Here is a 22,595-nt window from a genome sequence, read left to right as displayed (position 1 = left end):
AGTCGATTTATGTCACCCGATCAAACCAGACCAAGTAACGAAGAACCAAAATAGCTCTACCGAACCTAGTATGCTAAACTGATGCTTGAAAAAGGGGACGGGGAAAAGGGTTGAGATTTTGGCAACAATTAAAGAATGATTATTGGGGTTTATTTAATCCATGAGTCAGATAACAAATGATCGGATTTACGAGACAGATTTCTATCAATGGACAATCGAACAAGCTCAAGCTTTAAGAGAGCAAAATTTCCAGGAATTGGACTGGGAAAACATCATTGAGGAGATCGAAGCCTTGGGACGCAGTGATTACAGTGCGGTTGCTAGTCTGTTGATGAGAGAGATTGAACATCGTTTAAAAATAGACTATGCTAACCGACCTGAGTGTGATCGCCACTGGCGCTCAGAAATGGTAGCTTTTAGGAAGAATATTAAACGACGGTTAAGTCCTTCAATGAAACCCAAACTCGAAAAAGATTTTTCTGAAATCTATCAGGATGCTGTGGAAATTGTCCTAGCTAAATATGACCTAAATCTGCCAACTACTTGTCCCTACAACCTTGAGGATTTACTTCCTTAACTACCTAGCTTATAGCAAATCTGGCTTTAAAAAGAGGGTATTGTTAGAAGTTAATAGTTAAGAGTGAAGAATGTGGGGGTATAACTCCTCACTCTTCACTCCTCACCCCCTTACGAAACTAGATTTTATCAAGCGGATTTGGTAGTTGATTTTTGGTCTCGGCCACTTCTGTCCATTAGTCACATCTTTCTTAACATTTCAAACCTTTGTAGCCCAGGACTTTAAAGACTCGTTTAACAATCTGTAATATTCCTTGTTGACACCCTTAATGACAAAGAAAAAACTGCAATCAAATCAGGATAAGGGTTGGAGTTCTTACTGACAAAATTGTTAAGAAAGATCCCTATAAGGGATAGCACTTGACAGGGGGGGATTGTGTATGTATGTTGTTATTATCCACTATTGGAGTTATCCCAGGCAACAGCAGAAAAAGCTTAAGCTTTGTGGGAATTTGCTGCTGCCTACAAATAACTACCCAACAGAGTAATCTACAGGATTTAAAGTTTTTCAGTTCACTTTTGTACAATTGAGATAATAAACATGACTAGCACTACCTCAACCCCAAACCTTCCCACCCAAGCTCAATGGGATGCCGCTAACCAATTTTTACAAGAACTCCTCATTAATAACAATCTTGCCCAAGGCTATCTCAATATAGCCCAACAAGCTAACGGACAAGACAACGCCTCCACTAGGCTCACCGATTGGTTACAGGGGCAAGGTTATGATACCACTCCAGCCTTAATCTATGGCGCTTTAGTCGCCGTGCAAAATACCACTCTCGGGTATTGGCTAGGGATTTATGGACAGAGTTATCAACAAAATCCCCCCATTGCTGCCCCTGTTCTGGCTATTTTGCCGGATATTGACGGGAACATCACCCCCTATCTGAACGGGGTAGCTCTAGTGAACTATACCTTTAAGAGCGTGGAATCCGATGGGAGTCTTAATCCTATCCTATCTTGGGGCTTGGAGAGTAATAGCACCGCCGGAGAGATTACCTTTTACTATACTCCCGAAGTGAATACAGACCCTAATCCCCCCACAGGATATACAGGAAACTGGTTTCAAGGCACTTTACAAACTGGTGCAAATGTTCCTCAAGAGAGTTTCTTCGGGGCGCTCGGTTCAGCGAATGCGGAGGCTTTACCCACTGTCAGCTTATCCGGAGAAGACCCGCATCAACAGCAATCAGAAAGCTGGCTGAAACAGACAATAGCATGGCTCAACACTCATCCTGCGGCATGGGTTGGGGTAGGTCTAGCGGGTTTAGTTGTGGGCGGGTCCTTAATCTATGGAGGTTACAAGCTGGTGCGATGGGCTTACCAGTCTATACAACAACGCCAACAGGAGCGTGAGCAAGCACGGCAAAAGATTGAGGACGACTTTCAAGACAAACAATATGATGCTGCGGTGATTGAGCAGTGGTATGAAAAGCAAGATCAGAAGAAAAAAGCACAGGAATCCCTAGAAAATATCGAAAAAGAAGAATATGATGCAGAAATTCGATCTTTAAAGCCAGAGATTAAGCAAGAGGTTGGGAATGAACAAAAACAGTTAGAAGATCAACCCCAAAATAATAAACTGGCCTCACCAAAGGAAATTAAAGCAATGATGGATCAAGCATTTCCAAAAATGGCGGAAATTTGGAACAATGCTAACAACAGTGAGGATCCTAGTGCTTTCGCTAACGCTGAAATACAGATAAGAGGGATATTGAATCAAATGTCCTCTGCTATTGAGCCTGACAACGGGGCTGACGACTATAAATCACCTCTGAAAAAATACATTAAAACCGGAAACTATGATCGTCTTGATCAGAACAACCCAGAACATCGGTTTATTAAAGCTTTGGAAGACATTAAGTATACAAGTCGTGATCAATGGCTGAGATCAAAACAACGTCAAGAGTTGATCAAAAATTGGGAAGAAATAAAGCCCCAGAGAATGGAAAAGCTGAAAGAAGTAAAGAGGCAGAAAGAAGAACTAAAGAACCAGAAGAATGATCAGCAAGGTTCAGAGGATCAATTTGCTGACAAGAAATTCGGCGAAAACCCCCAGCCTCCCTCTCAGTTTCAGCCTGACAATAATGCTCCAAATACTTCTCAAAATCTTGATGATGGAAATTCTGGTATAGATCAATCAACTGTGCCTACTCCACCTAAGATTACCCAACAACCAACCAGCCAAAAGGTAGATGTGAATCAAAAAGGCTCAACCTCCCAACAATCACAGCCAAACCCCTTATCTGATCAAAAAATCCAGCAGGTTGAGCAGAAAAACCAATCTAGTGATCAAGATTCTAATGATGGTGGTGATGAGATTGAAGGTGAGGAGGGAAAATAATCTGTTGCGAGGAAAAGGACTACCCTTTCAACCCCCAAGATCCCCCCCAAGGCTGTTTCCTTCTTGGTTAAAACTTGGATTTTATAGTTCAATTCAGCGAATGTTTTCTATTAGCATCGTCAATTTATTGCGAGGCGATTTAACAACTCGAATCTAACAGCCATGCCCCCAAGATAGAGGGCAAATTAGTAAATTTTTTAACACGAGGTACACAAATGACAGCTAATCAACCGACAACCAATCCCTATACCGAAGGACAAAGTTTTCTCGCAGCAGCGATTAACAATCCTAGCCTAATAAACGGGTATGTAACGGCAATTAAAAATGGCAATGGCAATCCTCAAGCCGGAACAACTTGGTTAACACAGAATGGTTATCAAACCACTTCCCTACAAGTCTATCAAGCTCTCCTATTTGGTCTTCAAAATGAGTTAGGTTTTTGGCAGGGAGTCTATGGTTTGAGTCAACTCAGCGATCCTAGCAATTCTAACAACACCCAAAACGGACCGGTTTTAACCATCGCTATCGATTCTAATACGGGGAATGCTTACCCTATCTTGGGTGGATCCATTATTCCTACTTCTGACTTTACCTTTACCCCCGGAACGAATACCAGTCCTTATCCTAGTCTGAGCTTTACGGTTTCTCAGTATGGTTATACTTATGGTGTTAATATCACGTTTTACTACTATCTTCCTTTTACGATTTCCCCCCCCCTTCCTAACCCCATTCCTAGCAATTTTTCAGGAGGTAATTACACCGTCGAGAGCGTTTCAGGAGGGGGGACTTGGTTTCAAGGTACTATAACCATCAATGGAACTCAATGGAACTATATCGGAGAACTCGGTCAACCTGTGAGTTTTCCCCTCAGCTTTTGGACAGGATACTACGGCACGACTACTTTCACCCCCTCCGGCAGTAGTCAATCCTCTCAAGGACAAGCTTTGATTCTTCAACCCGATGGTTCTGGAGGATTTACAGTAACCGTAGGAGGAGAAACGATTCAGAATTGGACTTATAACTGCGCTCTCAATCAATTAACTTGGACTACTACTAATAATTCAACAGCAGGAAATCTGACTTTTCTTCAAGTACAACCTAGTGGTTCATCAACCTACTCAGGACCCGGTTTTACCGGAACTTATACCGATGGGGGGACAACCTACACCTACAATGGAATTCTTTCCACTCCTACATCTTTGAACCAATGGGTGGGAAGTTATGGGGTAACGGTTCTCTCTCCCAGTTCTAGTAATGACGATAGTGATGATGTTTTGGGTCCGGAATTAAATCTCTACCTCAGTAACAATTCTCCCCAAGTTCAGATCAACTTTGGCAATAATCAGATCGCTACGATTCCTCCATCGGCGATCGATTCTTTCGATCAAGCAACCAATACCTTAAGTTGGACAAGTTCCAGTGGAATTAACACATCTGGACAGATTCAATTTGGCCAACAAACTGCCGCAACGTCCAGTAGTAGTTATATCGGTAATTATTTTAGTGGAACTTTAACCTTATCTACCTCAGTCGGTAGCTTGAACGCCGGAGGTTACTCCTATAGTGGTCAAATTGGCGAGCCGCCTCCCTCCTCCACTTCCCCTGCTAAACAACCTTTTATCACATGGAAACAAATTGAGCAGGGCATTGTAATGGGATTTTTCAATGGAATGGGTATGAAGGTTTTTGAGGGTCTTTTTACTCTTTTCATAGAGCTACCGGCTAAATGGCTTTATAGCAAAATCAGTTCTTTAGTCACTAAAAAGTCAATGAATGAGGAAAATGCTCCCTCTGGGGAGGATAGTTTGAATGCTGAGGAACAACCGGAAATTGAACAAAAAAGTAGCTCAAGTGGAGGTTCAGGTGGAGGTGAATCCGACGCAGGGGGAACAGAAACAGGTTCAGGAAACGATGAGGACGACGACTCAGACAGCGATGAGGACGGCGACACTACCACTGACACTACCACTACTACTACCACTACTACTACCACTACTACTAACACAACAGAGTCACCGAAGCCCCTCGTAATCAACGAGCAATCCCCTAACACTTCTCAGAGTGGAAGTGGTACACAATTCGAAGAACCTACAAATACAGGGGGGGGAAGCTCAAATGCTGGTCCCCCTCCAACTCAACAGATTAACCAGGCAGGGAAAGACAGTGGTGGTGATGACGATGATGATGACGATGAGGATGAGGACAGTGATATGAAAGAACTTCCATTTTATGGCGGGGGGGAGGATTTCTAAGGGCTAAACCCTTTCACTAATCGCAATAGATGGGCGAAAGAAAGTTTTTTCGCCCATTGGCAAAATTAACGAAATTGAATCACTAAAAAGGTCAAATGGTTACTTTTAAAAATAGTTATGATCCCCCTAAACAAGTTTATGGTTATGCACCAGTACCACCAGATACCGGTGAAATTGTTTACACCTTTTATCTCGTCAATTATTTCCCCAGTAACAATGGTTATAATATGTCCTATGACTTTAGTGGTGTTCTAGAAGCCATTGGCAAAGATTATCAATGGATTCAAGGGGCACAATCGGGAGTCGTTACACCGGGGTTATATAATGTAGCCAGCTTTTATTTAACCAATGGTTCTGGCAATCAAACCATACAAAAGGGCAGTGTTCCTTTAATAACCATTGCCGGAACAACAATAGATTTTTGGTTTTGGTCGGGGGGTTCTACTCCCTATATTAATCTACTCACTCCTTCAGGATTTACCGAACCGACTAATAGTTCAACTGATAATGTGATTGCCTGTAGTGCCTATACAGTTAGCCTTAACGGCGGTGAGAATAGTCCAACAACTAACAATATTTTTATCAGTTTAAATCCGGATCCTTTATGGAATTGGATCGGCTATTATGGAACCACAACTTACTCCGAATGGAGCCAACCCCCCGTTCTCACAATTCAAGGCAATAATACTGGTTCATTAGAGGTTATTTTTGAGAATATTGTTATTAATAATTGGTCTTTTGATGCCTCAAATAATCAACTCACTTGGACAACGTCCGGTGGTAATGGATCCGCCGCTTCTCTAACTTTTTCCGTAGTCACTGCTAATAGTCCTAATGCCTATTCTGGTCTAAGTTTTACAGGGACTTTACAAACCGATCCTAATGGAAGCGGTGGCTTTAGTCAATCTGGCACATTTTCTGGGCAAATTGCCGAAACTTCTACGGATCAATCAGCCCAAAGTTTTCTACAATTTCTCTTAGAAAATTCATCCATTGCTCAACAGTTTAACACTGAATTAGAAACCCTTGCCACCAATGCTCAAACCCAACAACAAAACGGCGCAACTAGCACCGAAATTATTAACACCGCTAACCAAAATTTAACCAGTTGGTTTCAACAACAGGGCTATGATACTACACCCCAAGCCCTTTATCAAGCATTACTCCAATTTGGTTACACTGATCTACTTTTTTGGTTAGGAGTTTATGGATTAACTGAAGTTGTTCCCCAAGGAAATATTACTCAAAATACTGCCCCTGTACTGGCTATTGTTCTTGATTCCAATAATCAAGCTATTCCTCAATTATGTGGTGTCACGCTAGAAAACTACACCTTTAATAATGGTGTTTTAAGTTGGCCAATGACCGGAGGAAATACCACCGCCGGACAAGTTCAATTCTATTATACTTCTCCGATTTCTCTGAGTTCTACCCAACCCACCGGCTATACAGGTCCTTGGTTTCAAGGTACAATAACCGTTTCCTATCAAGGAGAAACCCAAACGTTAACCTATTATGGAGAAATTGGCAATCCTGTTAGTTTCCCCCTCAAAAATTGGACAGGTTTCTATGGTGTTACTTCCTATTCTCCTTGGGCGCAACCCCCCTCTTTAACCATTCAATGTGATCCATCCGGCACATTACAGATTCTTCTCGATGGCGTAGTTATTAATAATTGGTCTTACAATGCTGTCTACAATCAACTGACTTGGACTTCTAACGGTGGTAATAATTCTGCTGCTACTTTAACCTTTGATCAAGCTACGGCAAATAGTCAAAATAGCTACTCAGGACCGACTTTTACCGGGAAATTACAAACCAATCTCAATAGTAGTGGTAGCTTCACTCAGTCGGGAACTTTTGCCGGAGAATTATCTCAACCACAGGATCTATATGAGTGGACCGGTTCTTATGGGGTGACGGTTTTAACCCCTTCATCTTCTAATTCTAATTCTAATCCGATTATGGGACCAGAGTTAGACGTTTCTATGAGCGGTAATACCCCTCAAGTCTCTCTCAATTTTGGTAATAATAATACAACCAACACTATTCCCACAAGTAATTTTAATCAGGCGACAAATACCCTAACTTGGACCGGTTCTATGCCGATTAATACATCCGGAACTGTTCAATTTGGAACTCAAACCGCCCCAACTTCTAGCAGTAGCTACATCGGGAATTATTTTGATGGAACTCTCACCTTAAAGGAAAAGGTAACATTTTTTCAAGCAGGAACTTATTCCTTCTCTGGACAAATGGGAGAATTTTATTATGCTAATTCAACTATTCCCACAACTTGGCAAGTTATTCTCGGAGATATTAAGAAAGTTACTGTATTAATTATCCGAATGTATCTTCAAAATAAAGCAATGGAAGTAGGTGAAGCCTTTACCGAATGGGTATTTGAGGTCATTTCGGAGATTTTCTCCTCAGAGGAAACCGCAGTAACCGCATTAGCCTCAGAAGGAATTGAAGTGGCGGATATAACCGATTATGCGACTGGGATTTTTACTAATGTTGGCACTCCCATTAATTTCTCTAAACCGCCAGAACTGATTGAACCCTCCGACCCTGGAACAACAAACGCCGGTGATGCTGGTGATGCTGCCGATGCCGCCGATGTTGACGCCGATGCTGCCGGATTAGCTGTGGACGCTGATGCTGCCGTTGATGTTGGTGCTGATGTTGCCCTCGATGCCGGTGCTGATGTTGCCCTCGATTGTTTGTGGCTTTTATTTCTGTAGGCTACCAAAATCTCAAATAATTCCCTAAACAAGGCCGTAATCTTTACTGTTTTCGATCAGGCGATCGCTCTTATTTATCTCCTAATTGAAAATGCGATCGCCTTCATAGCAACCAAGTTTATTTTTTAAGTTTATCTTTTTAAAAATGACATCTACAACATAATGAGCAAGAACATTACCAAAATTCTCGATCTTTTTATTACTGTACTCATCAGTTTTTCGCTATTCGTTAATACAGCGATCGCCTGTAGTGATGTGATGATCTCAGGTAATGGCTATACAGCCGTTGCTCGTAATCAACAGCACGAAGAAAACAGTTCGTCTGTTCCTGTTTCCTCCTCTTAAAGTGTTAGAGTACTCCCCAGAAAAAATGATCCAAAATCTGAGATAATCAAAATGTATCAACAAAATTGAATTAGTCGCCAGAAGGCATACGGAGGAGAGATAGCCTTTTCAGGCGTTGCTAATTTGAGATATGAATCTTCTCTTGTGGGATTTTTAAACCCTAGACCCAAACTAACTTTTGGATGGGTGCAAAGTTGTCATTCATACCTTGATTCAGCAACGCCCCTTTTCATTCTATTAATCAATCTAAAAAGTCCCCAAAAAATATGATAACTTCCACTCCAGTCAAAAAAAATGACGATATTAACGCCTTAAATGCGGATATTCGGGAAGTTTTATTAGAGGTTTTGCCGATAATTTCTCCTGAATTACAACTAGAAATTGCTAACTTAGTTCAACAGATTCATCATCTGAATTATTTGATTTATAAAAAAAGTAATAGCTGGAAAATTGGTTGGTTTATTTTTAACAATGATCCAACTAAATTTATTTTGTTATTAGAGGAAATTAAATATATATTGCTCATGGCAAAAACCAATAAAGTCGGGGTTGATGCTATTCGAGGATTCAGAATTAATCTAGAAAAGGAAATTAATAATAGTCGCTATTTTTTATGGGGACATATTTTAAATGGATTTAGTTCTATCTATTCTGTAAGATCAGTCCCATTCAAAATATTTTTAGGTTTATCTATGACAACTTTTTTATCTATTATTGCTCTCAAATTTTCTGCTCAAGAAATTTACATATTTGATGCTAATTTACACCAGAAATCCTCTCAAAAGGAGGCAATTATTTCAAAACCATTATCTCAAGCAAACTCCCCAGTACCCATTCCTTCTAGTAGTTATTCAGAACAGTTAAAATCATCGAGTGATACGATAAATCCTAATCGGCATATATTTTATGGTTTAGTTTATGCGGCAACAGCAGGAGTGTTGGGAAGTGTTGCGAGTATTTTACTCAGAATTATCGACTTTACAGACAAAAAATATGACGACCCCCTCATTCCTCTTTTTATTGGTTTGTTTAGACCCTTAATTGGTCTAATTTTCGGTATTTTTATCTTTAGTTTAATTAGCTCAGATACGTTGATTAAAATTGATTTTATGATTACCCAGGATCAAAATTCTTCTAGTTTAATAACAAAGAAAGCCCGTCAGGATTTATTTATCTTTTCCTGTGCTTTTTTAGTGGGATTTAGTGAAAGATTTGCCTCAGATTTAGTTAAAAAAACTGAATCTGGATTAATTGAAAAAGAAAAATAATTTTATTGGCTAAATTATAGGGACTTTTGCGGATTCAAGACATACAATAACAGCAGTGGGCAAAATAATTGCGGAGATCAAGAAAGTAACCGTTAGCATCCGTTCATCGCTGTTTGAGTTGCCTTTTTTATTCTTGAGCATCCACCAGAGAATGGGTATAGCTACCCCTTCATGGACAATGCCGACTGTGAGGATGTTGTAGTGATGACTACCAAATGACCAATTGGTGCGGTCAATACTCAATACCCAGGGTTGAGAGATATGGAGCCACTGGACTACAATGGGAGCTATTTGAGAGTAATCTCTCTCGAAGTCCCCAAACAAGCGTTGTCATCGTTTGTAATGGGACTCTACCAATACCCGACCTTCAAAACCTAGAGCTAATTCCTTGAGGTTGACGGTTTTTACTTTCAACAGAGCCAGTAAGAAGAGAGCGAGGAAAGAGAGTCTTGCTCCCTGCCATCCCTTGAGGAGGTTTGAGAGCTTGTTTCAATGCCTTATATTGGTTCCTAGGAGTTTCAAGATTAGTGCTATTTTTGATAAAACCCTACTCCCGCCTACTTTTCCAGCTTTTTGTCCTGTACTTAGGAGAATTTACATAATTTTCCTCTCTAAAGCCAGAATTGACAATCATCTTCTAATAAACTAGGACAAATTCCTTGTAAGCGTCGATAAGCAATAGCATCCGCTCCATACAAAGGGATAGGTAAACGGGGTTCTTTGAGAGAACCATAGTGAAGTAAAGTTAATTTTAACGTAGTGTCAACTAACTGTTTTAAATTTACTTGATCTCCTAATTCATGAACTTTTAAGCGCAAGGGACGAGGAACACCTATTTGTTCAGACACTTGGGACGTTATCAGGATAACTTCCCGCTTTGATAAAGCAAAAGCTAATCCTTTTGAGGGAGCATTTATCTGTTTTTGCTCAAAATTATAAAGTCTAGGAATGCCAGTTTTATAACATTCTACAAGAATAAATTTAGCATTAATTGCTCTAGCTCTTGCCAGTAAATTGTCAACCTCCTTCCCTTGAAATTTACCATCTCTGTAAATGAGAACTGTCTGATTTTTTAGTTCAGCTTGCGGTAAACAATTTTCCAGAATCCGTTGAGGAATTTCCTCTCCCTCGGTTAAACTATCTTCTACCCGACAGCGAACAAATTCTCCCTGTTTGCCATATAGTCGCACACTTGCACAAACATTGAGACTCCCTGGAAGATTTTTTTTAGGCATCCTTCCCACATCTAAACCAATAAAATAATCGGCAATTTCTAGAGATTCAGCAAGGACATAGGGTAAATTTCCTAATTTGGCTAGGATTCCGGGGACAACTTGATTGAGAATATTCTTATAGTTGCTCTTATCATTTAAAGTTTTCTCATAAATCATTTGAGTCATAACTCTACGCTCCAAGAACTTTTTTTTAATCCACGAATATAAACTTCCTTCTTCAGTATTATCAGCATTGCGATCCTCTTGAGGAAGAAATACTAAAGCAATATCTACAGGAATTTCTCCTCGAATTAATTGATCAACTGCTTCTTCCAGTCTGGCTCTTTTTTCAAATCCTACACCTTCAACAGAGAAATTTATTTGATTCTCTGCTGGCAAAATGGTCTCAAATTTATAAAGTTCTAATCGCTTTTCTAATTGTTCTCTAAAATCTCCCACTTTCAAATTAGCTGGTTTCAGAATAGCTAAACGAATTTTACGAGCAGGATCGAGATATTCTCGATGACGTTTATATACACCCCCCTTCGATAATCCTTTGAGAGTTTTTATTTTTTCTCCCCTTTCTCCCTTACCAAATAAGATAGGTGTTTGCTCAAGAGAAATAGAAGGATTCCAAAATAATTCGGGGTATTCTCTGCTGTTAATACTTTTTTCTCCTAACCGAAACCCAAAGTTATTTAAAGTATTTTGTGCCTCCTGTTTATACAATTTCAATCGTTCTTGTCGTTCAGCATAGAAGATTTTTGTTTCCTTTAATAACTCTCCGTAATTGACTTGAAATAGACTCTCATCTTTATCTGTCATACAGGGTTTTAAAGCTGCCAATGGATAAATATACTCCTGGGAATTTTTGCCAAATTGTACCGCCACCACTGGCTGCCCCAGATGAGCTTCTTCTAATTTTCTTCGACTAATTGAACCCGTAGCTTTTGTTAATAGTTCCTCTCTTCTTTCCCCAATTGTACCCGCTATTCTAATAATTTTAGCTGTCCCATTAGTTTCTATAGTTTTAACCTTTAAACCTACTAATAATTTAGCAGCATCTTGTCTATAGGGATGATTTTCATAAAACTGTTCTAAATCTCCACTATAGACAATACTACTTTCAAGAGTTAAACAAATAGCTGGATCGGTGTCATTGATGATTTCTGCCCAAAAGTTAACTTCTCTTCTTACCTGTACTTGGTTTTCACTTATCTGACTATCTTTGGGAAAAACTATTGGATAGGAAAATTTACCAAATATTTTCAGAATTCTAACTGCTAATTGTGCTGTAACTAAAGCTGTTATCTGAAAGTCTTTTAGCCAATGAATAGAATAATAGTGATCGCCAATATCTTCTCGTAAAACCTCTTGAATATCTGATAAAGCTTCTTTCCACTGTTGTGGAGAGGGAAGTAATTTTTCATCTTTAGCTAATACCCAAAAACAATTATCTTCAAAAATAACCACCACAGCAGGAAACTTCCGACTGAATTGCCAACTAAAACGATTACCTATTTTTCTAGTAACTTGATGATTAAGTTTAAAACAATTTAAACAATTATTATTGAGAGTTAAGGAACTAATTTCACTCAAAAAGATTGGAGAGTTGGCTGTTTTAGTTTCTGTGTAATTCATGATCTAAACCTCCTTATTTGCATAATCACAAATCGATGTAAACGGACAATAACGACAGACATAGGCACTTTGAGGCGGAAAAATATGATAAAAATCTTTGGGGTGATCTTTATATTTTTGTAGTTGTTGCTGATGTTTTTTGGCCAGGGAAGCTAGTTCGATTTTAACTGCTTCTATTGCCTCAGAAGACAGGGATATTTTTTCTGAGCTTGTTTGGGTTTCTAAATTGTAAAAAGAAGCGACAATTTTTTCCTGAGGATAACGGTAACTAGCCGCTAGTAAATAAACATGAGCCTGACGACGATCAAAATTAGATTGACCAGTTTTCAAATCTAAAATATGTATAGTGTCATCGGCTTCTCTGAAAATACAATCAAAGGCAGCGGACAAATTAAACTTATAGTTACCTTGCTCGATAACAATAGGTTCTGGATAACCTTCATCACCTCTAGATAAATTAATAATCTCTTTATTCAATAAAATTGGTTGTTGATAGTAATTGTTTAAAATTACTAAAACCCTAGCTTGAATTTCTGGCGATTCTTGATTTAATTGCAGGATTTCTGCCACTTGTTCCACCCCATGGGAACCTGATAATCTCACCAGCTCTTGATGAAACTCAAAAACTCCCCTTTGTGCCAACTTACCAATTTTTTGCGGTTGATTATCTTCTGATAATAATCTTTGGACTTCTGGTTCTTTGTTTCGCGCTTTTTCAAACCCCCGTTTTGTCTGACAATGCCAATTCTCATAGCCAATCGCTGGTTTTAGTGATCGCCAAAGACTATAGCTCATCGGAGGATACCAAGGCTTTTTGGGGGACTGGCAGGACAAGATTTTTTCCCTCGGTCAGGATAATGCTAGGATGACATTGACTAAAATAATCAACGCCAATGAACTAACTTTAGCCTATGTTGACTGAAATAGTCAACCCTTGATATAATTTTTTTGAGCGATTGAGAGAAAAGCAGTGTCAGAAACATTTGGACAGGTTATCCGCAAAGCTCGTCGAGAGGAGGAATATAGTCAGAGAGAACTAGCTAAGTTGATTGGGGTGGACTATACCTATCTATCGAAGCTAGAAAATGATCATGCAGGTTATCCTCCTAGTCAGCAGGTGATTGAGTCCTTAGCGACTCATTTAAAATTAAATGCTCAAACTCTAGGAGAATTAGCAGGACGACTGAGTTCAGATGATCAAAAAGTCTTCAAAGAGTTAGTTCAAAAATACCAACAAATGCCAATTTTATTGCGTCGCATGAAAGACAATCCTAATTTTGCCAAAAAAATTATTTCTGAGGCGACAAAATTAGAACCAGAGGAGTAAATATCTTGGATATTATTAAACCCTATAGTTTTATTCCCAAAACAGAGATTGAAGCTCAGGCAGACAATATTCTGAAGAAAGTAAAAGCTCATCGTCGTCGTCCCTTAAAAAATTGCGATATTGCGGAAGCAGCGGCCGATCATTTTGATTTGGCTATTGAATGGACGGATATAAAGCCAGATCAAGAGGGAGAAATCGCCGCAATGATTGTTCCCACAGAAAAGAAAATTATTCTTAATGAAGATGTAAAATTCTTAAGAGATTCTCAAAATTCATCCCTGGTAAAAGAAGGTTTTAAAAATTCGAGTTTAGCTCATGAAATTGGTCATTTTGTCCTTCATATTAATCAAACAGCCGTCTCTAACTTTTTGGACCGAATCAATCAGGGAGATTCCCTAGAGACAATTCAACCTTTTCTGTGTCGGACAGTTGATTCTAGCCAAAGAATTGAATGGCAAGCCCAATATTTTGCCAGTTGTTTACTAATGGCGATGAGTGAGTTAGAGAAAGCCATCAAGGGACGTGACTTGACTAAATGGGGACATCTGTATGCGATCGCCGACGAGTTGGGAGTAACTATTACTAATCTTAGAAGTCGTTTAGAGAGTCTCCATTGGATTAAAGTCGATAAAAAAGTAATTTATCGGGGCAGTAATTTTCCTAAGAGATAGCTTAAATGTTCCGAGGGAGATTTTGCCCGTCTCGAGCGACTTATTTACTCATAATTTCGGCGGTTTGCGAGTTAGGAATCGGTTCAAAGTTGTGGTCGTCAGCCAGATATTCGGGATAGGTGGAGAATTGGGGTAGTATTTCTAGGGTAAAAGCTTCGGCCGCTTTTGAGCGATAACGATTCGGGTTAATAATTACCGACAAAGTGCGACGTACCTCCACATCTTTAATTCTGGTAGCGTGGATCACGCCCATTTGTAGTTCTTTTTCGATCGCTGTCACCGAGACAAAAGCCGCTCCTAAACCGGATTGTACGGCATTTTTAATCGCCTCGATCGAGTTCAGTTCCATCTCCACTTTTAAGCGTTTGGTATCGATCTCGCAACGAGTTAAAACCTTATCAATGACTTTGCGAATCGTCGATTGGGAATCGAGGGTGATGAATTTTAGTCGATATAAATCCTCTTTTTGAATCATTTCTACCTTAGACAGAGGATGAAAAATAGGCAGGACTAAAGCCAGTTCATCGTCTGCGTAGGGGATAATCCGCAGGGTTTCTTGTAATTCGGCGGGAACTTCTCCCCCGATAATGGCTAAATCCACTTGACCGTTAAAAACACCCCAAGAGGTGCGACGGGTGGAATGAACTTGTAGCTGTACGGATACTTCTGGGTATTTTTGCCGAAACAGCCCGATCATGCGGGGAAGAAGATAGGTTCCCGTGGTTTGGGAAGCACCGATGATTAGGGTTCCCCCTTGCAGATTTTGTAGATCTTCGATCGCCCGACAGGTTTCTTGACAGAGAGTGATAATTTTTTCGCCGTAGCTTAAGAGTAGGTGTCCCGCTTCTGTTAATTGAGCTTTCCGACCGCCTCGGTCGAATAACGGCACATTTAGCTGTTTTTCGAGGTTTTGTACCTGAAGACTGATTGCCGGTTGGGATACATACAGGGTATCTGCCGCCCGTTTAAAGCTTCCCTCAGCAGCGATCGCCTTGAGAATTCTCAGTTGGTCTAGAGTGAAAGGAATGTCGGTCATAGAAAGCCTCAAAAACAGCGACAGGAGAAGGGGATGACAACAGCGACAAATCTTAAGTCAGTGCAGATAAATGCACTGAATTGACAGTACCACACCACGGGGATCAATACTTCAGGCAGTTCGATGATCGCTTATTTTAGTCCTCAGCCCTGAATCAGTAATCAGTTACCAGTTAAGTAGTCGTGCAAAATTAATTTCCTATTATCTGTAAAGTTTATTTATTCTCAATGCCTAAATAGTCGTTGGCTGCAAAACCTGCGAGTAACATTCTCCTAACTAGGCTGTTTTTTCTTCGTTTTTGAGCTTTGGTCAAACCTGGTTGAGAGCTACTTGAGATAACCCTTGCCGGTTTCTTTGTAAGTCTGATTGCATAGATTCAAGGCATAATCCCACCACCAGACTACTCCCATCACTTGACTAAGCTTTTGAGATTAGAGTTCTTGCATAATTAATTTTTGATAGTCCAAAAATGAGAAAAATAGCCATAAAATTGCCTAAAACCCTTAAAGAGAGTATTTAATTGATTAATGCTCATTCTTAATCCTCCTGACTACTGACTACTGGCTCCTCACCTAAGGTCAGATTTTTGATTTTTACAAGAGGTCTATTATACTACAGGCTGTGATCGGAGGTAAACGAGGCGATCGGAGAATCCCCACCAGTGCGCTTGCTCAGGGTGGGGACTTCCCATGCCATATTTTTGTTAAGGTCTTTATTTCGGCTGACCTCATTTCAAATTGTCTATAGTATTTCCTACTTTTCCCTCCTTTCCTCTATAGTTAAGTATTTTTTAATATTTACTTTTGTGAGGATTGGTCAGGTTTTATTAAGTAATGCTGCGGATGCAGGGAAACGCCGAGAATTTGTGATACCCACACCTCAAAATCGTGGATTGGATAAGCTTGTCCCCCCGTCAAAGGGTTTACCATTGGTTTCACCAGAATGGTAAACATTCCCAGACGATTTCCCGCTAAAACATCGGTAAACAAGCGATCGCCAACCATAGCAATTTGTTGGGGGGGAAGTCCCATGGCTGTCATCGCTTGCCGGAGTTTCCGTCGAGAGGGTTTCACCGCACCGAGAAGGTAGGGAAGTTGTAAATTATCAGCGATCGCACCGATGCGATTTTCACTGAGATTATTGCTTACCAACCAAATCGGTAGATAAAGACGCAAGGAATCGACCCAACGCTGTAAATCGTCAGAAACCGTCGTTTCCTGAAGGGGGACAAGGGTATCGTCCACATCGAGAATCAATCCCTTAATCTGATGCTGACTCAAAATCTCCGGAGTGAGACCGAGAATCGTATCCCCCAAAATTAAATCGGGTTGTAGAATTTTTGCTCTAGTCATTAACTTCTCAAAAATAACTGGCAGCGAGTCGATCGAACTCAGCTTGATTAAAAAACCGTTGCCTTATTCAGTATAAATGACCGACTGCCCCTGAAAATCTTGCCCGGCCGATCCCTTCACTTGACCGCTTGAATCACCTGTAAACTGCCACCAGCGTATAATTTTTGTTGACAATCACGAAAACCGATCGCCTGTAAAGATTGGATCAAGTCCCGATCAATAAACTGCCAAGCGGTATCGGTTTCAAATAATTGCAAAAATAGGGCTAAAGAAGGCCAAAAAAGCGGGTTAGTGGGTCGATGAAAATCCACGAGGGCAAAAATTCCCCCCGGTCTGAGAACTCGATAAACTTCTTTCAGGATTTCCTCTAACTGCTCCGGCTCCATTTCGTGGAGAGCGGCGCTAGTATGCACAAAGGCGAATTCTCCCGCATTAAAGGGCATTTTTTCGGCTAATCCCTCCACATAATGCGCTTGCGGCACCGCTAAACTAGCTCGCTCCAGGGCCCGGGGAGAGACATCTAAACCGACACAGCGATCGGATAGGGGGACTAAATAACGAGTGGTTTGACCCGCACCACAACAGAGATCGAGGATAGGGTCATTTTTAGCGATTTTTAAGCCTTCTAGAGCCAATTGCCGAAAACGGGACTCCCCACCCACTGCTAGGGCAGCCAGACGGGAGATACCATCGTAAAGCCATTGATATTGATAACTGAGGGGACGTAAAATTGTCGCCAAGATCAACCTCCAAAATTTGATTAAGTTCTCTGTCGCCTGTAATTTGTTTTAACGGTTCCACCGATATATTGTTAAACTTGGTAAAGAATCTGAAAATTTAAAAAATTATCTGTTAACACTATGGGTCGCGTTGGCGTTTTATTATTAAATTTGGGTGGGCCGGAGCGGTTAGAGGATGTGCGTCCTTTTCTATTTAACCTTTTTTCTGACCCAGAAATCATCCGTTTACCGATCAAAGGATTACAAAAACCGTTAGCTTGGTTAATATCGACGCTAAGAGCGAGTAAATCCCAAGAAAATTACCGTCAGATTGGTGGTGGCTCCCCTTTACTCAAGATTACGGAAGCACAGGCCACGGCACTGCAACAACGTCTCGCGGAAATGGGCCGCGAGGTGAGCGTTTATATCGGGATGCGTTACTGGAATCCCTTCACCGAAGAAGCGATCGAGCGGATTAAACGGGATCATATCAAAAAATTAGTTATTCTTCCCCTTTATCCCCAATTTTCCATCAGCACCAGTGGTTCCAGTTTTCGTGTACTGGAGGAAATGTGGCAGCAGGATCCCTATCTACGTTTGACGGAATATACTCTCATCCCCTCTTGGTACGATCATCCCACTTATCTGGGTGCCATGGCGGATCTGATTGCGCGAGAATTAGAGCAGTGTCCTAATCCTGACCAAGTACATATCTTTTTTAGCGCCCATGGGGTCCCCCAAAGTTATGTGGAGGAAGCGGGAGATCCCTATCAAAGGGAAATTGAAGAATGTACTAGGGCGATCATGCGTACGCTAAACCGACCCAATCAGTACACTTTAGCCTATCAAAGTCGCGTCGGTCCAGTGGAATGGCTAAAACCCTATACGGAAGATGCTTTAAAAGAGTTGGGAGAGCAGGGAATTAAGAATTTATTGGTCGTGCCGATTAGCTTTGTCTCGGAACACATCGAAACTCTGCAAGAAATCGATATAGAGTACCGAGAAGTGGCGGAAGAAGCGGGAATTGAACATTTTCAGCGAGTCCCGGCTCTTAACACTCACCCGATGTTTATCGAATCTCTCTCCCAGTTAGTGGTCAAATCCCTGGAGGAAAAACCCACCACTTTCGAGCAAATTACCCATCCGAAAGCGAATATGAAAATGTATCCCCAGGAACGTTGGGAATGGGGAATGACCACGGCAGCCGAGGTGTGGAATGGTCGATTAGCGATGATCGGTTTTCTGGCAATTATTATCGAATTAATTACCGGTCAAGGACCGTTACATTTTGTTGGTTTATTATAACCTCAAGCTTCGCTGCCATTGCTTTTGACGGTAACTACCAAAATAAGGTTGGGTTTAACTATATTTAACCCAACCATTGGTAATTTTATCTTCTCTTAGGACATCATATTAGCAGAACGAACATTAACGTTAACTTCTAGCCTGCCATTGCCGAGCATATCTAACCCAGTGACGCTAAACAGATTAGCTTTAATCCCCCTTTCCTGAAAATTAGCCTGTAATTCTTTGATGAGAACCTCTTCCACTTTCCCTTCATCATCTGCTAGAGCTTGGACGATTTTAGCGGCGAAAGAGCCAATTTTTGCGCTCAATATTTCTTCCACATTGGTAATCTCGATAATAACCATTGATTTTTCTTCTTAGTAGAGGACAAACAGCTTGACAAGCCAATAAGAACAGAATTTGTAAGAAAATAGAGCTGCTCTCATCTTAGGAATCAGTATAACCCGCACTGTTCCCCCCCAAACGTAAATTCCCACCCAGAAGGAGATTACTGCATGATAAACCTAGAGACCCTAGAAGGTTGGTTAAATGCCCCAGTGGAAAATGAGCGACTAGAATTTAAAGAGGCTAAAAATCAATTTGATACAAACAAACTGTTAAAATATTGCGTCGCCCTTGCTAATGAAGGAGGTGGCCATTTTATCTTAGGTGTTACCGATAAACGTCCCCGTAAAATTGTTGGTTCACAAGCCTTTCCTACACCCGAAGAAATTAACAGAATTAAAGCGCTAATCGTTCAAAAACTTCGCTTGCGCGTGGAAATCACCGAATTGGCCCACCCTGATGGTCGTGTCTTGGTTTTTGAAGTGCCAACCCGTCCCACAGGACAACCTATCGCCTTTGAAGGTGCTTATCTAATGCGAGCAGGGGAAGACTTAGTATTCATGACACCTGATCGGCTTAAGCTCATCTTTGCTGAAGATCAACAAGATTGGTTTTGTCAATCCGCTCGCTCTCATGCCAGTCCAGATGAGGTTATTGACCTACTCGACACCCAAACCTACTTTAAATTGCTCAAGCTTCCCTATCCTAGCCATCGTGATGCTGTTTTAGAAAGATTACAAAGCGATCAACTCCTTGACAAAACATCAAAAGGTTGGACAATTCCTAATTTATCTGCTATTCTTCTGGCCAGACAACTTGAGAGCTTTTCCCCTACCTTAGCGCGTAAAGCACCACGAGTGATTATCTATGAGGGAACAGGTAAAATTAAAACTCGACTGGAACAGACAGTAACTAAGGGATATGCTGTGGGTTTTGATGGTTTAGTTAATTTTGTCCACGATTTAGCCCCTCAAAATCGCGTCATCGAGGAGGTTCTTAGGGAAGAAGTGAAAATGTTTCCTCGACAAGCTTTGCGAGAACTGATCGCCAATGCTTTGATTCATCAGGACTTTCTCGCTACAGGCGCTTCGGTGATGATTGAAATGTATAATGATCGAGTAGAAATCTCTAACCCTGGTATTCCTTTTATCAAAGTAGAACGCTTTATAGACGAATATCGCTCCCGTAATGAGCAATTAGCTGACATAATGCGTCGTTTTGGCATTTGTGAAGAAAAGGGCAGTGGTATTGATAAAGTTATTTCCGCTGCCGAGAAATTTCAACTTCCCGCACCAGATTTTAGAGTAGGTGAGATACGAACAACTTCTATCCTATTCGCTCATCAGGATTTTGGCAAAATGAGTCAATCTGACCGTATTCGCGCTTGTTATCAGCACTGTTGTCTCCTCTATGTCGATAATCAACGGATGTCTAACCAAAGCTTAAGAGAGCGATTTCATTTAGACGAGTCAAGAACTGCCACTGTGTCTCTACTAATCGGTGCAACTAAAGAAGCAGGACTGATTAAACTTGACGAATCTGAATCTAAATCAACTCGTTATGCTCGTTATCTCCCCTTTTGGGCCTAGACTAGCCTTGAGCGAAGTGTACACTGAGCTTAGTCGAAGTGTGGAAATGCTAAAAAGTGCTTTAACGCAAATCCATTTTAGGGATGTCAAATCGGCGAAACCCTTATACAGCAAGCAAAAAAGTGTTTTAACGCAAATCGACATTTTTCCAAGAGGAGATTTTATCATCGCGTCCACACGGGAGTGGGACTTGTGGACGACAACGGCGATACATTTCTTTAAACTCCACCCCCTAAACGTAAATAGGCTTCAATAAAGCTATCTAAATCCCCATTCATTACCCCGGTAACATCGGTGGTTTCCACATTACTGCGGAGATCCTTGACTAATTGATAGGGATGAAAAACATAGTTACGGATTTGATTGCCCCAAGCGGCCTCCACCATATCGCCGCGAATTTCGGCGATCGCTTGAGCCTGTTGTTCCCGAGCGATAATTAACAATTTCGCTTTTAATAAAGCTAGGGCTTTTTCCTTATTTTGTAATTGCGATCGCTCTTGGGTACAACGCACAGCGATACCTGTGGGAAGATGAACTACACGCACGGCAGTTTCCACTTTATTAACATTTTGTCCACCTTTTCCCCCCGATCTAGTGGTGGTAATTTCTAAATCTTTATCGGGAATTTCTACCCTCACCACATCATCGCCCAAAATTGGCATCACTTCCACCCCGGCGAAACTGGTTTGACGTTTACCATTAGCATTAAAAGGGGAAATTCTGACTAACCGATGGGTGCCTTTTTCTCCTTTTAGATAACCGTAAGCATAAGTTCCAGCAATTTCAATTGTCACCGATTTAATTCCCGCTTCATCTCCTTCTGATATTTCCGCTAAAGTGACTTTATATCCCTGTTTCTCGGCCCAACGAGAATACATTCTCAGGAGCATTTCTGTCCAATCTTGGGCATCGGTTCCCCCGGCCCCCGCATTAATCGTTAAAACCGCTCCCTTCGAGTCGTAGGGACCATTTAAAAGCTGTTGCAATTCCCAGCGATCGAGGTCATGCTGTAAATGAGTTAAATTGTCCGTTGCTTCTTCTAGTAAAGCTCGATCGGATTCTAATTCTAATAACTCGATAATTGCCTTAGTATCTTCTAATTGTTCACACCAACTTTGATAGGTTTCTAAAGAAGATTTACATTCGTTTAGTTCTTGCAGGGTTTTTTGAGCAGTATCGGGATTATCCCAAAAAGTGGGGACGGCTGCCACCTGTTCTAAGTCTTTAATTTTGGCCCTTAAAGTGGGTAAGTCAAAGATAGTCCTGGGTTTTACCCAGGCGCGATCCTACTATCTCGATACCTTTTTTTAGTTCTGATATTTCCATATTTTCAGTTAAGTAAGTGGTTCTAATTAAACGATAGATTTTGGGTTCGATCCCCCCTGCCTCCCTTGATAAGGGGGGGATCTGACAATTTTTAAAGGTTAAAATGGTACGATCGATCCGCGCAGGGGAGCAAGACTTTGTAAAGCGTTTTCAGCCTTATCACGATTGCTAAAAGCACCTATTTGCCAGACGGAACGACCTTTGTAGGAAGTGGGGAAAGCGTCGGGATAGAGAGAACGAACTTTGCTGCGATCGCTCTCGGTTTTAGCTTCAATTACTACTTTAAAACCTTGGCGGCCACTATTGCTCATATTACCACTACTGGGATTAGGGGCAGCCCGATTAAAAGTAATCACATCCGATAAACTTCTCTGATTGCCTAGGTTGCGCGGCGGCGGTGGTGGTACAATTGCATTAGTATTCTGGGAATTGGGAGGAGTTAGGGGGGGTAAATTAGGGCTAACTGGGGACGGTGGCGTAAAATTTGACTCTGGTACTCGATTAGTGACCACTGGCTGAGGATTGCTCTCTACTGCTGTTTCTGCAGCAGTAAAGG

The 22,595-nt window shown here is 41.0% G+C and carries 17 protein-coding genes and 2 pseudogenes; 10 read left to right on the top strand and 9 right to left on the bottom strand.

Features of this window, described 5'->3' with window-relative positions; translation table 11 throughout:
* Nucleotides 1-160 precede the first annotated feature (160 nt).
* The 6 genes from IQ224_RS05255 to IQ224_RS05230 all read left to right on the top strand — a co-directional run bounded on the left by IQ224_RS05255 (nucleotide 161) and on the right by IQ224_RS05230 (nucleotide 9,532).
* A complete protein-coding gene (locus IQ224_RS05255; RefSeq protein ID WP_002789552.1) occupies nucleotides 161-577 on the top strand; it encodes a DUF29 domain-containing protein in 417 nt (138 codons plus the stop codon).
* 540 nt (nucleotides 578-1,117) lie between these two features.
* On the top strand, nucleotides 1,118-2,923 hold the full coding sequence (locus tag IQ224_RS05250; RefSeq protein ID WP_194032656.1) for a hypothetical protein: 1,806 nt from the start codon (nucleotides 1,118-1,120) through the stop codon (nucleotides 2,921-2,923).
* A 215-nt stretch (nucleotides 2,924-3,138) separates the two neighbouring features.
* Nucleotides 3,139-5,175: a hypothetical protein gene (locus tag IQ224_RS05245; RefSeq protein ID WP_194032655.1), complete on the top strand. Its 2,037-nt coding sequence runs from the start codon at nucleotides 3,139-3,141 to the stop codon at nucleotides 5,173-5,175.
* 95 nt (nucleotides 5,176-5,270) lie between these two features.
* Nucleotides 5,271-7,919 carry a hypothetical protein gene (locus tag IQ224_RS05240; protein WP_194032654.1) on the top strand — a complete coding sequence of 883 codons (2,649 nt, stop codon included), beginning with the start codon at nucleotides 5,271-5,273 and terminating at the stop codon, nucleotides 7,917-7,919.
* Between the two features lie 162 nt (nucleotides 7,920-8,081).
* On the top strand, nucleotides 8,082-8,264 hold the full coding sequence (locus tag IQ224_RS05235; RefSeq protein WP_002747805.1) for a hypothetical protein: 183 nt from the start codon (nucleotides 8,082-8,084) through the stop codon (nucleotides 8,262-8,264).
* 266 nt (nucleotides 8,265-8,530) lie between these two features.
* A complete protein-coding gene (locus IQ224_RS05230) occupies nucleotides 8,531-9,532 on the top strand; it encodes a hypothetical protein (protein WP_002747801.1) in 1,002 nt (333 codons plus the stop codon).
* A 75-nt stretch (nucleotides 9,533-9,607) separates the two neighbouring features.
* Here IQ224_RS05230 and IQ224_RS23825 read toward each other — a convergent pair.
* The 3 genes and pseudogenes from IQ224_RS23825 to IQ224_RS05220 all read right to left on the bottom strand — a co-directional run.
* Nucleotides 9,608-10,073: pseudogene (locus IQ224_RS23825) on the bottom strand (IS4 family transposase); the annotation flags it as partial.
* A gap of 70 nt (nucleotides 10,074-10,143) precedes the next feature.
* The gene (locus IQ224_RS05225; protein WP_002747795.1) at nucleotides 10,144-12,387 is read right to left on the bottom strand and encodes a Piwi domain-containing protein; all 2,244 of its coding nucleotides are present in this window, start codon (nucleotides 12,385-12,387) and stop codon (nucleotides 10,144-10,146) included.
* 3 nt (nucleotides 12,388-12,390) lie between these two features.
* A complete protein-coding gene (locus IQ224_RS05220; RefSeq protein WP_194032653.1) occupies nucleotides 12,391-13,182 on the bottom strand; it encodes a PD-(D/E)XK nuclease family protein in 792 nt (263 codons plus the stop codon).
* 175 nt (nucleotides 13,183-13,357) lie between these two features.
* Between IQ224_RS05220 and IQ224_RS05215 the strand changes: the two genes are divergently transcribed.
* Nucleotides 13,358-13,714, top strand: coding sequence for a helix-turn-helix domain-containing protein (locus tag IQ224_RS05215; protein WP_002747791.1), 357 nt, complete (start codon nucleotides 13,358-13,360; stop codon nucleotides 13,712-13,714).
* A 5-nt stretch (nucleotides 13,715-13,719) separates the two neighbouring features.
* Nucleotides 13,720-14,385, top strand: a complete 666-nt coding sequence (locus IQ224_RS05210; protein WP_002747789.1) for an ImmA/IrrE family metallo-endopeptidase — start codon at nucleotides 13,720-13,722, stop codon at nucleotides 14,383-14,385.
* Between the two features lie 40 nt (nucleotides 14,386-14,425).
* Here IQ224_RS05210 and IQ224_RS05205 read toward each other — a convergent pair whose 3' ends face one another.
* The 3 genes from IQ224_RS05205 to IQ224_RS05195 form a co-directional block, all read right to left on the bottom strand.
* Nucleotides 14,426-15,421: a LysR family transcriptional regulator gene (locus IQ224_RS05205; RefSeq protein WP_194032652.1), complete on the bottom strand. Its 996-nt coding sequence runs from the start codon at nucleotides 15,419-15,421 to the stop codon at nucleotides 14,426-14,428.
* Nucleotides 15,422-16,218: 797 nt separating this feature from the next.
* A complete protein-coding gene (locus IQ224_RS05200) occupies nucleotides 16,219-16,773 on the bottom strand; it encodes a YqeG family HAD IIIA-type phosphatase (RefSeq protein ID WP_194032651.1) in 555 nt (184 codons plus the stop codon).
* A gap of 116 nt (nucleotides 16,774-16,889) precedes the next feature.
* Nucleotides 16,890-17,513 (bottom strand): class I SAM-dependent methyltransferase, encoded by a 624-nt coding sequence (locus IQ224_RS05195; RefSeq protein ID WP_194032650.1) that lies wholly within the window; start codon nucleotides 17,511-17,513, stop codon nucleotides 16,890-16,892.
* Nucleotides 17,514-17,633: 120 nt separating this feature from the next.
* On the opposite strand from IQ224_RS05195, the gene hemH reads away from it, so the two are divergent.
* Entirely contained in the window at nucleotides 17,634-18,797 is a 1,164-nt protein-coding gene (hemH, locus tag IQ224_RS05190; RefSeq protein WP_194032649.1) for a ferrochelatase, read from the top strand.
* Between the two features lie 95 nt (nucleotides 18,798-18,892).
* Here the strand turns inward: hemH and IQ224_RS05185 are convergent, their stop codons facing one another.
* On the bottom strand, nucleotides 18,893-19,144 hold the full coding sequence (locus IQ224_RS05185; protein ID WP_002739055.1) for a hypothetical protein: 252 nt from the start codon (nucleotides 19,142-19,144) through the stop codon (nucleotides 18,893-18,895).
* A 150-nt stretch (nucleotides 19,145-19,294) separates the two neighbouring features.
* Between IQ224_RS05185 and IQ224_RS05180 the strand changes: the two genes are divergently transcribed.
* On the top strand, nucleotides 19,295-20,713 hold the full coding sequence (locus IQ224_RS05180; protein ID WP_194032648.1) for an ATP-binding protein: 1,419 nt from the start codon (nucleotides 19,295-19,297) through the stop codon (nucleotides 20,711-20,713).
* 218 nt (nucleotides 20,714-20,931) lie between these two features.
* Here the strand turns inward: IQ224_RS05180 and prfB are convergent.
* Together prfB and IQ224_RS05170 are read right to left on the bottom strand one after the other, a co-directional pair.
* A protein-coding gene (prfB, locus tag IQ224_RS05175; RefSeq protein WP_194032647.1) for a peptide chain release factor 2 occupies nucleotides 20,932-22,039 on the bottom strand; the annotation gives its coding sequence in 2 pieces (ribosomal slippage) (nucleotides 20,932-21,966 and nucleotides 21,968-22,039; 1,107 coding nt in all).
* Between the two features lie 98 nt (nucleotides 22,040-22,137).
* Nucleotides 22,138-22,595 (bottom strand): annotated as a pseudogene (locus IQ224_RS05170) (SPOR domain-containing protein); the annotation flags it as partial.

The organism is Microcystis sp. LEGE 00066, from assembly GCF_015207925.1.
In the GTDB taxonomy this organism is placed as follows: Bacteria; Cyanobacteriota; Cyanobacteriia; order Cyanobacteriales; family Microcystaceae; genus Microcystis; species Microcystis ichthyoblabe_A.
The sequence above is the reverse complement of the archived record's forward strand: the minus strand, read 5'-3'. Positions and strand labels throughout refer to the sequence as shown.

Excerpts from the sequence above, each read along its gene's own strand:
- IQ224_RS05180 (WP_194032648.1), top strand. The coding sequence starts at position 19,295 with ATGATAAACCTAGAGACCCTAGAAGGTTGGTTAAATGCCCCAGTGGAA.
- IQ224_RS05200 (WP_194032651.1), bottom strand. The coding sequence starts at position 16,773 with ATGACTAGAGCAAAAATTCTACAACCCGATTTAATTTTGGGGGATACG.
- IQ224_RS05255 (WP_002789552.1), top strand. The coding sequence starts at position 161 with ATGAGTCAGATAACAAATGATCGGATTTACGAGACAGATTTCTATCAA.
- hemH (WP_194032649.1), top strand. The coding sequence starts at position 17,634 with ATGGGTCGCGTTGGCGTTTTATTATTAAATTTGGGTGGGCCGGAGCGG.
- IQ224_RS05220 (WP_194032653.1), bottom strand. The coding sequence starts at position 13,182 with ATGAGCTATAGTCTTTGGCGATCACTAAAACCAGCGATTGGCTATGAG.
- IQ224_RS05245 (WP_194032655.1), top strand. The coding sequence starts at position 3,139 with ATGACAGCTAATCAACCGACAACCAATCCCTATACCGAAGGACAAAGT.
- IQ224_RS05185 (WP_002739055.1), bottom strand. The coding sequence starts at position 19,144 with ATGGTTATTATCGAGATTACCAATGTGGAAGAAATATTGAGCGCAAAA.
- IQ224_RS05205 (WP_194032652.1), bottom strand. The coding sequence starts at position 15,421 with ATGACCGACATTCCTTTCACTCTAGACCAACTGAGAATTCTCAAGGCG.
- IQ224_RS05230 (WP_002747801.1), top strand. The coding sequence starts at position 8,531 with ATGATAACTTCCACTCCAGTCAAAAAAAATGACGATATTAACGCCTTA.
- IQ224_RS05240 (WP_194032654.1), top strand. The coding sequence starts at position 5,271 with ATGGTTACTTTTAAAAATAGTTATGATCCCCCTAAACAAGTTTATGGT.
- IQ224_RS05225 (WP_002747795.1), bottom strand. The coding sequence starts at position 12,387 with ATGAATTACACAGAAACTAAAACAGCCAACTCTCCAATCTTTTTGAGT.
- IQ224_RS05250 (WP_194032656.1), top strand. The coding sequence starts at position 1,118 with ATGACTAGCACTACCTCAACCCCAAACCTTCCCACCCAAGCTCAATGG.
- IQ224_RS05235 (WP_002747805.1), top strand. The coding sequence starts at position 8,082 with ATGAGCAAGAACATTACCAAAATTCTCGATCTTTTTATTACTGTACTC.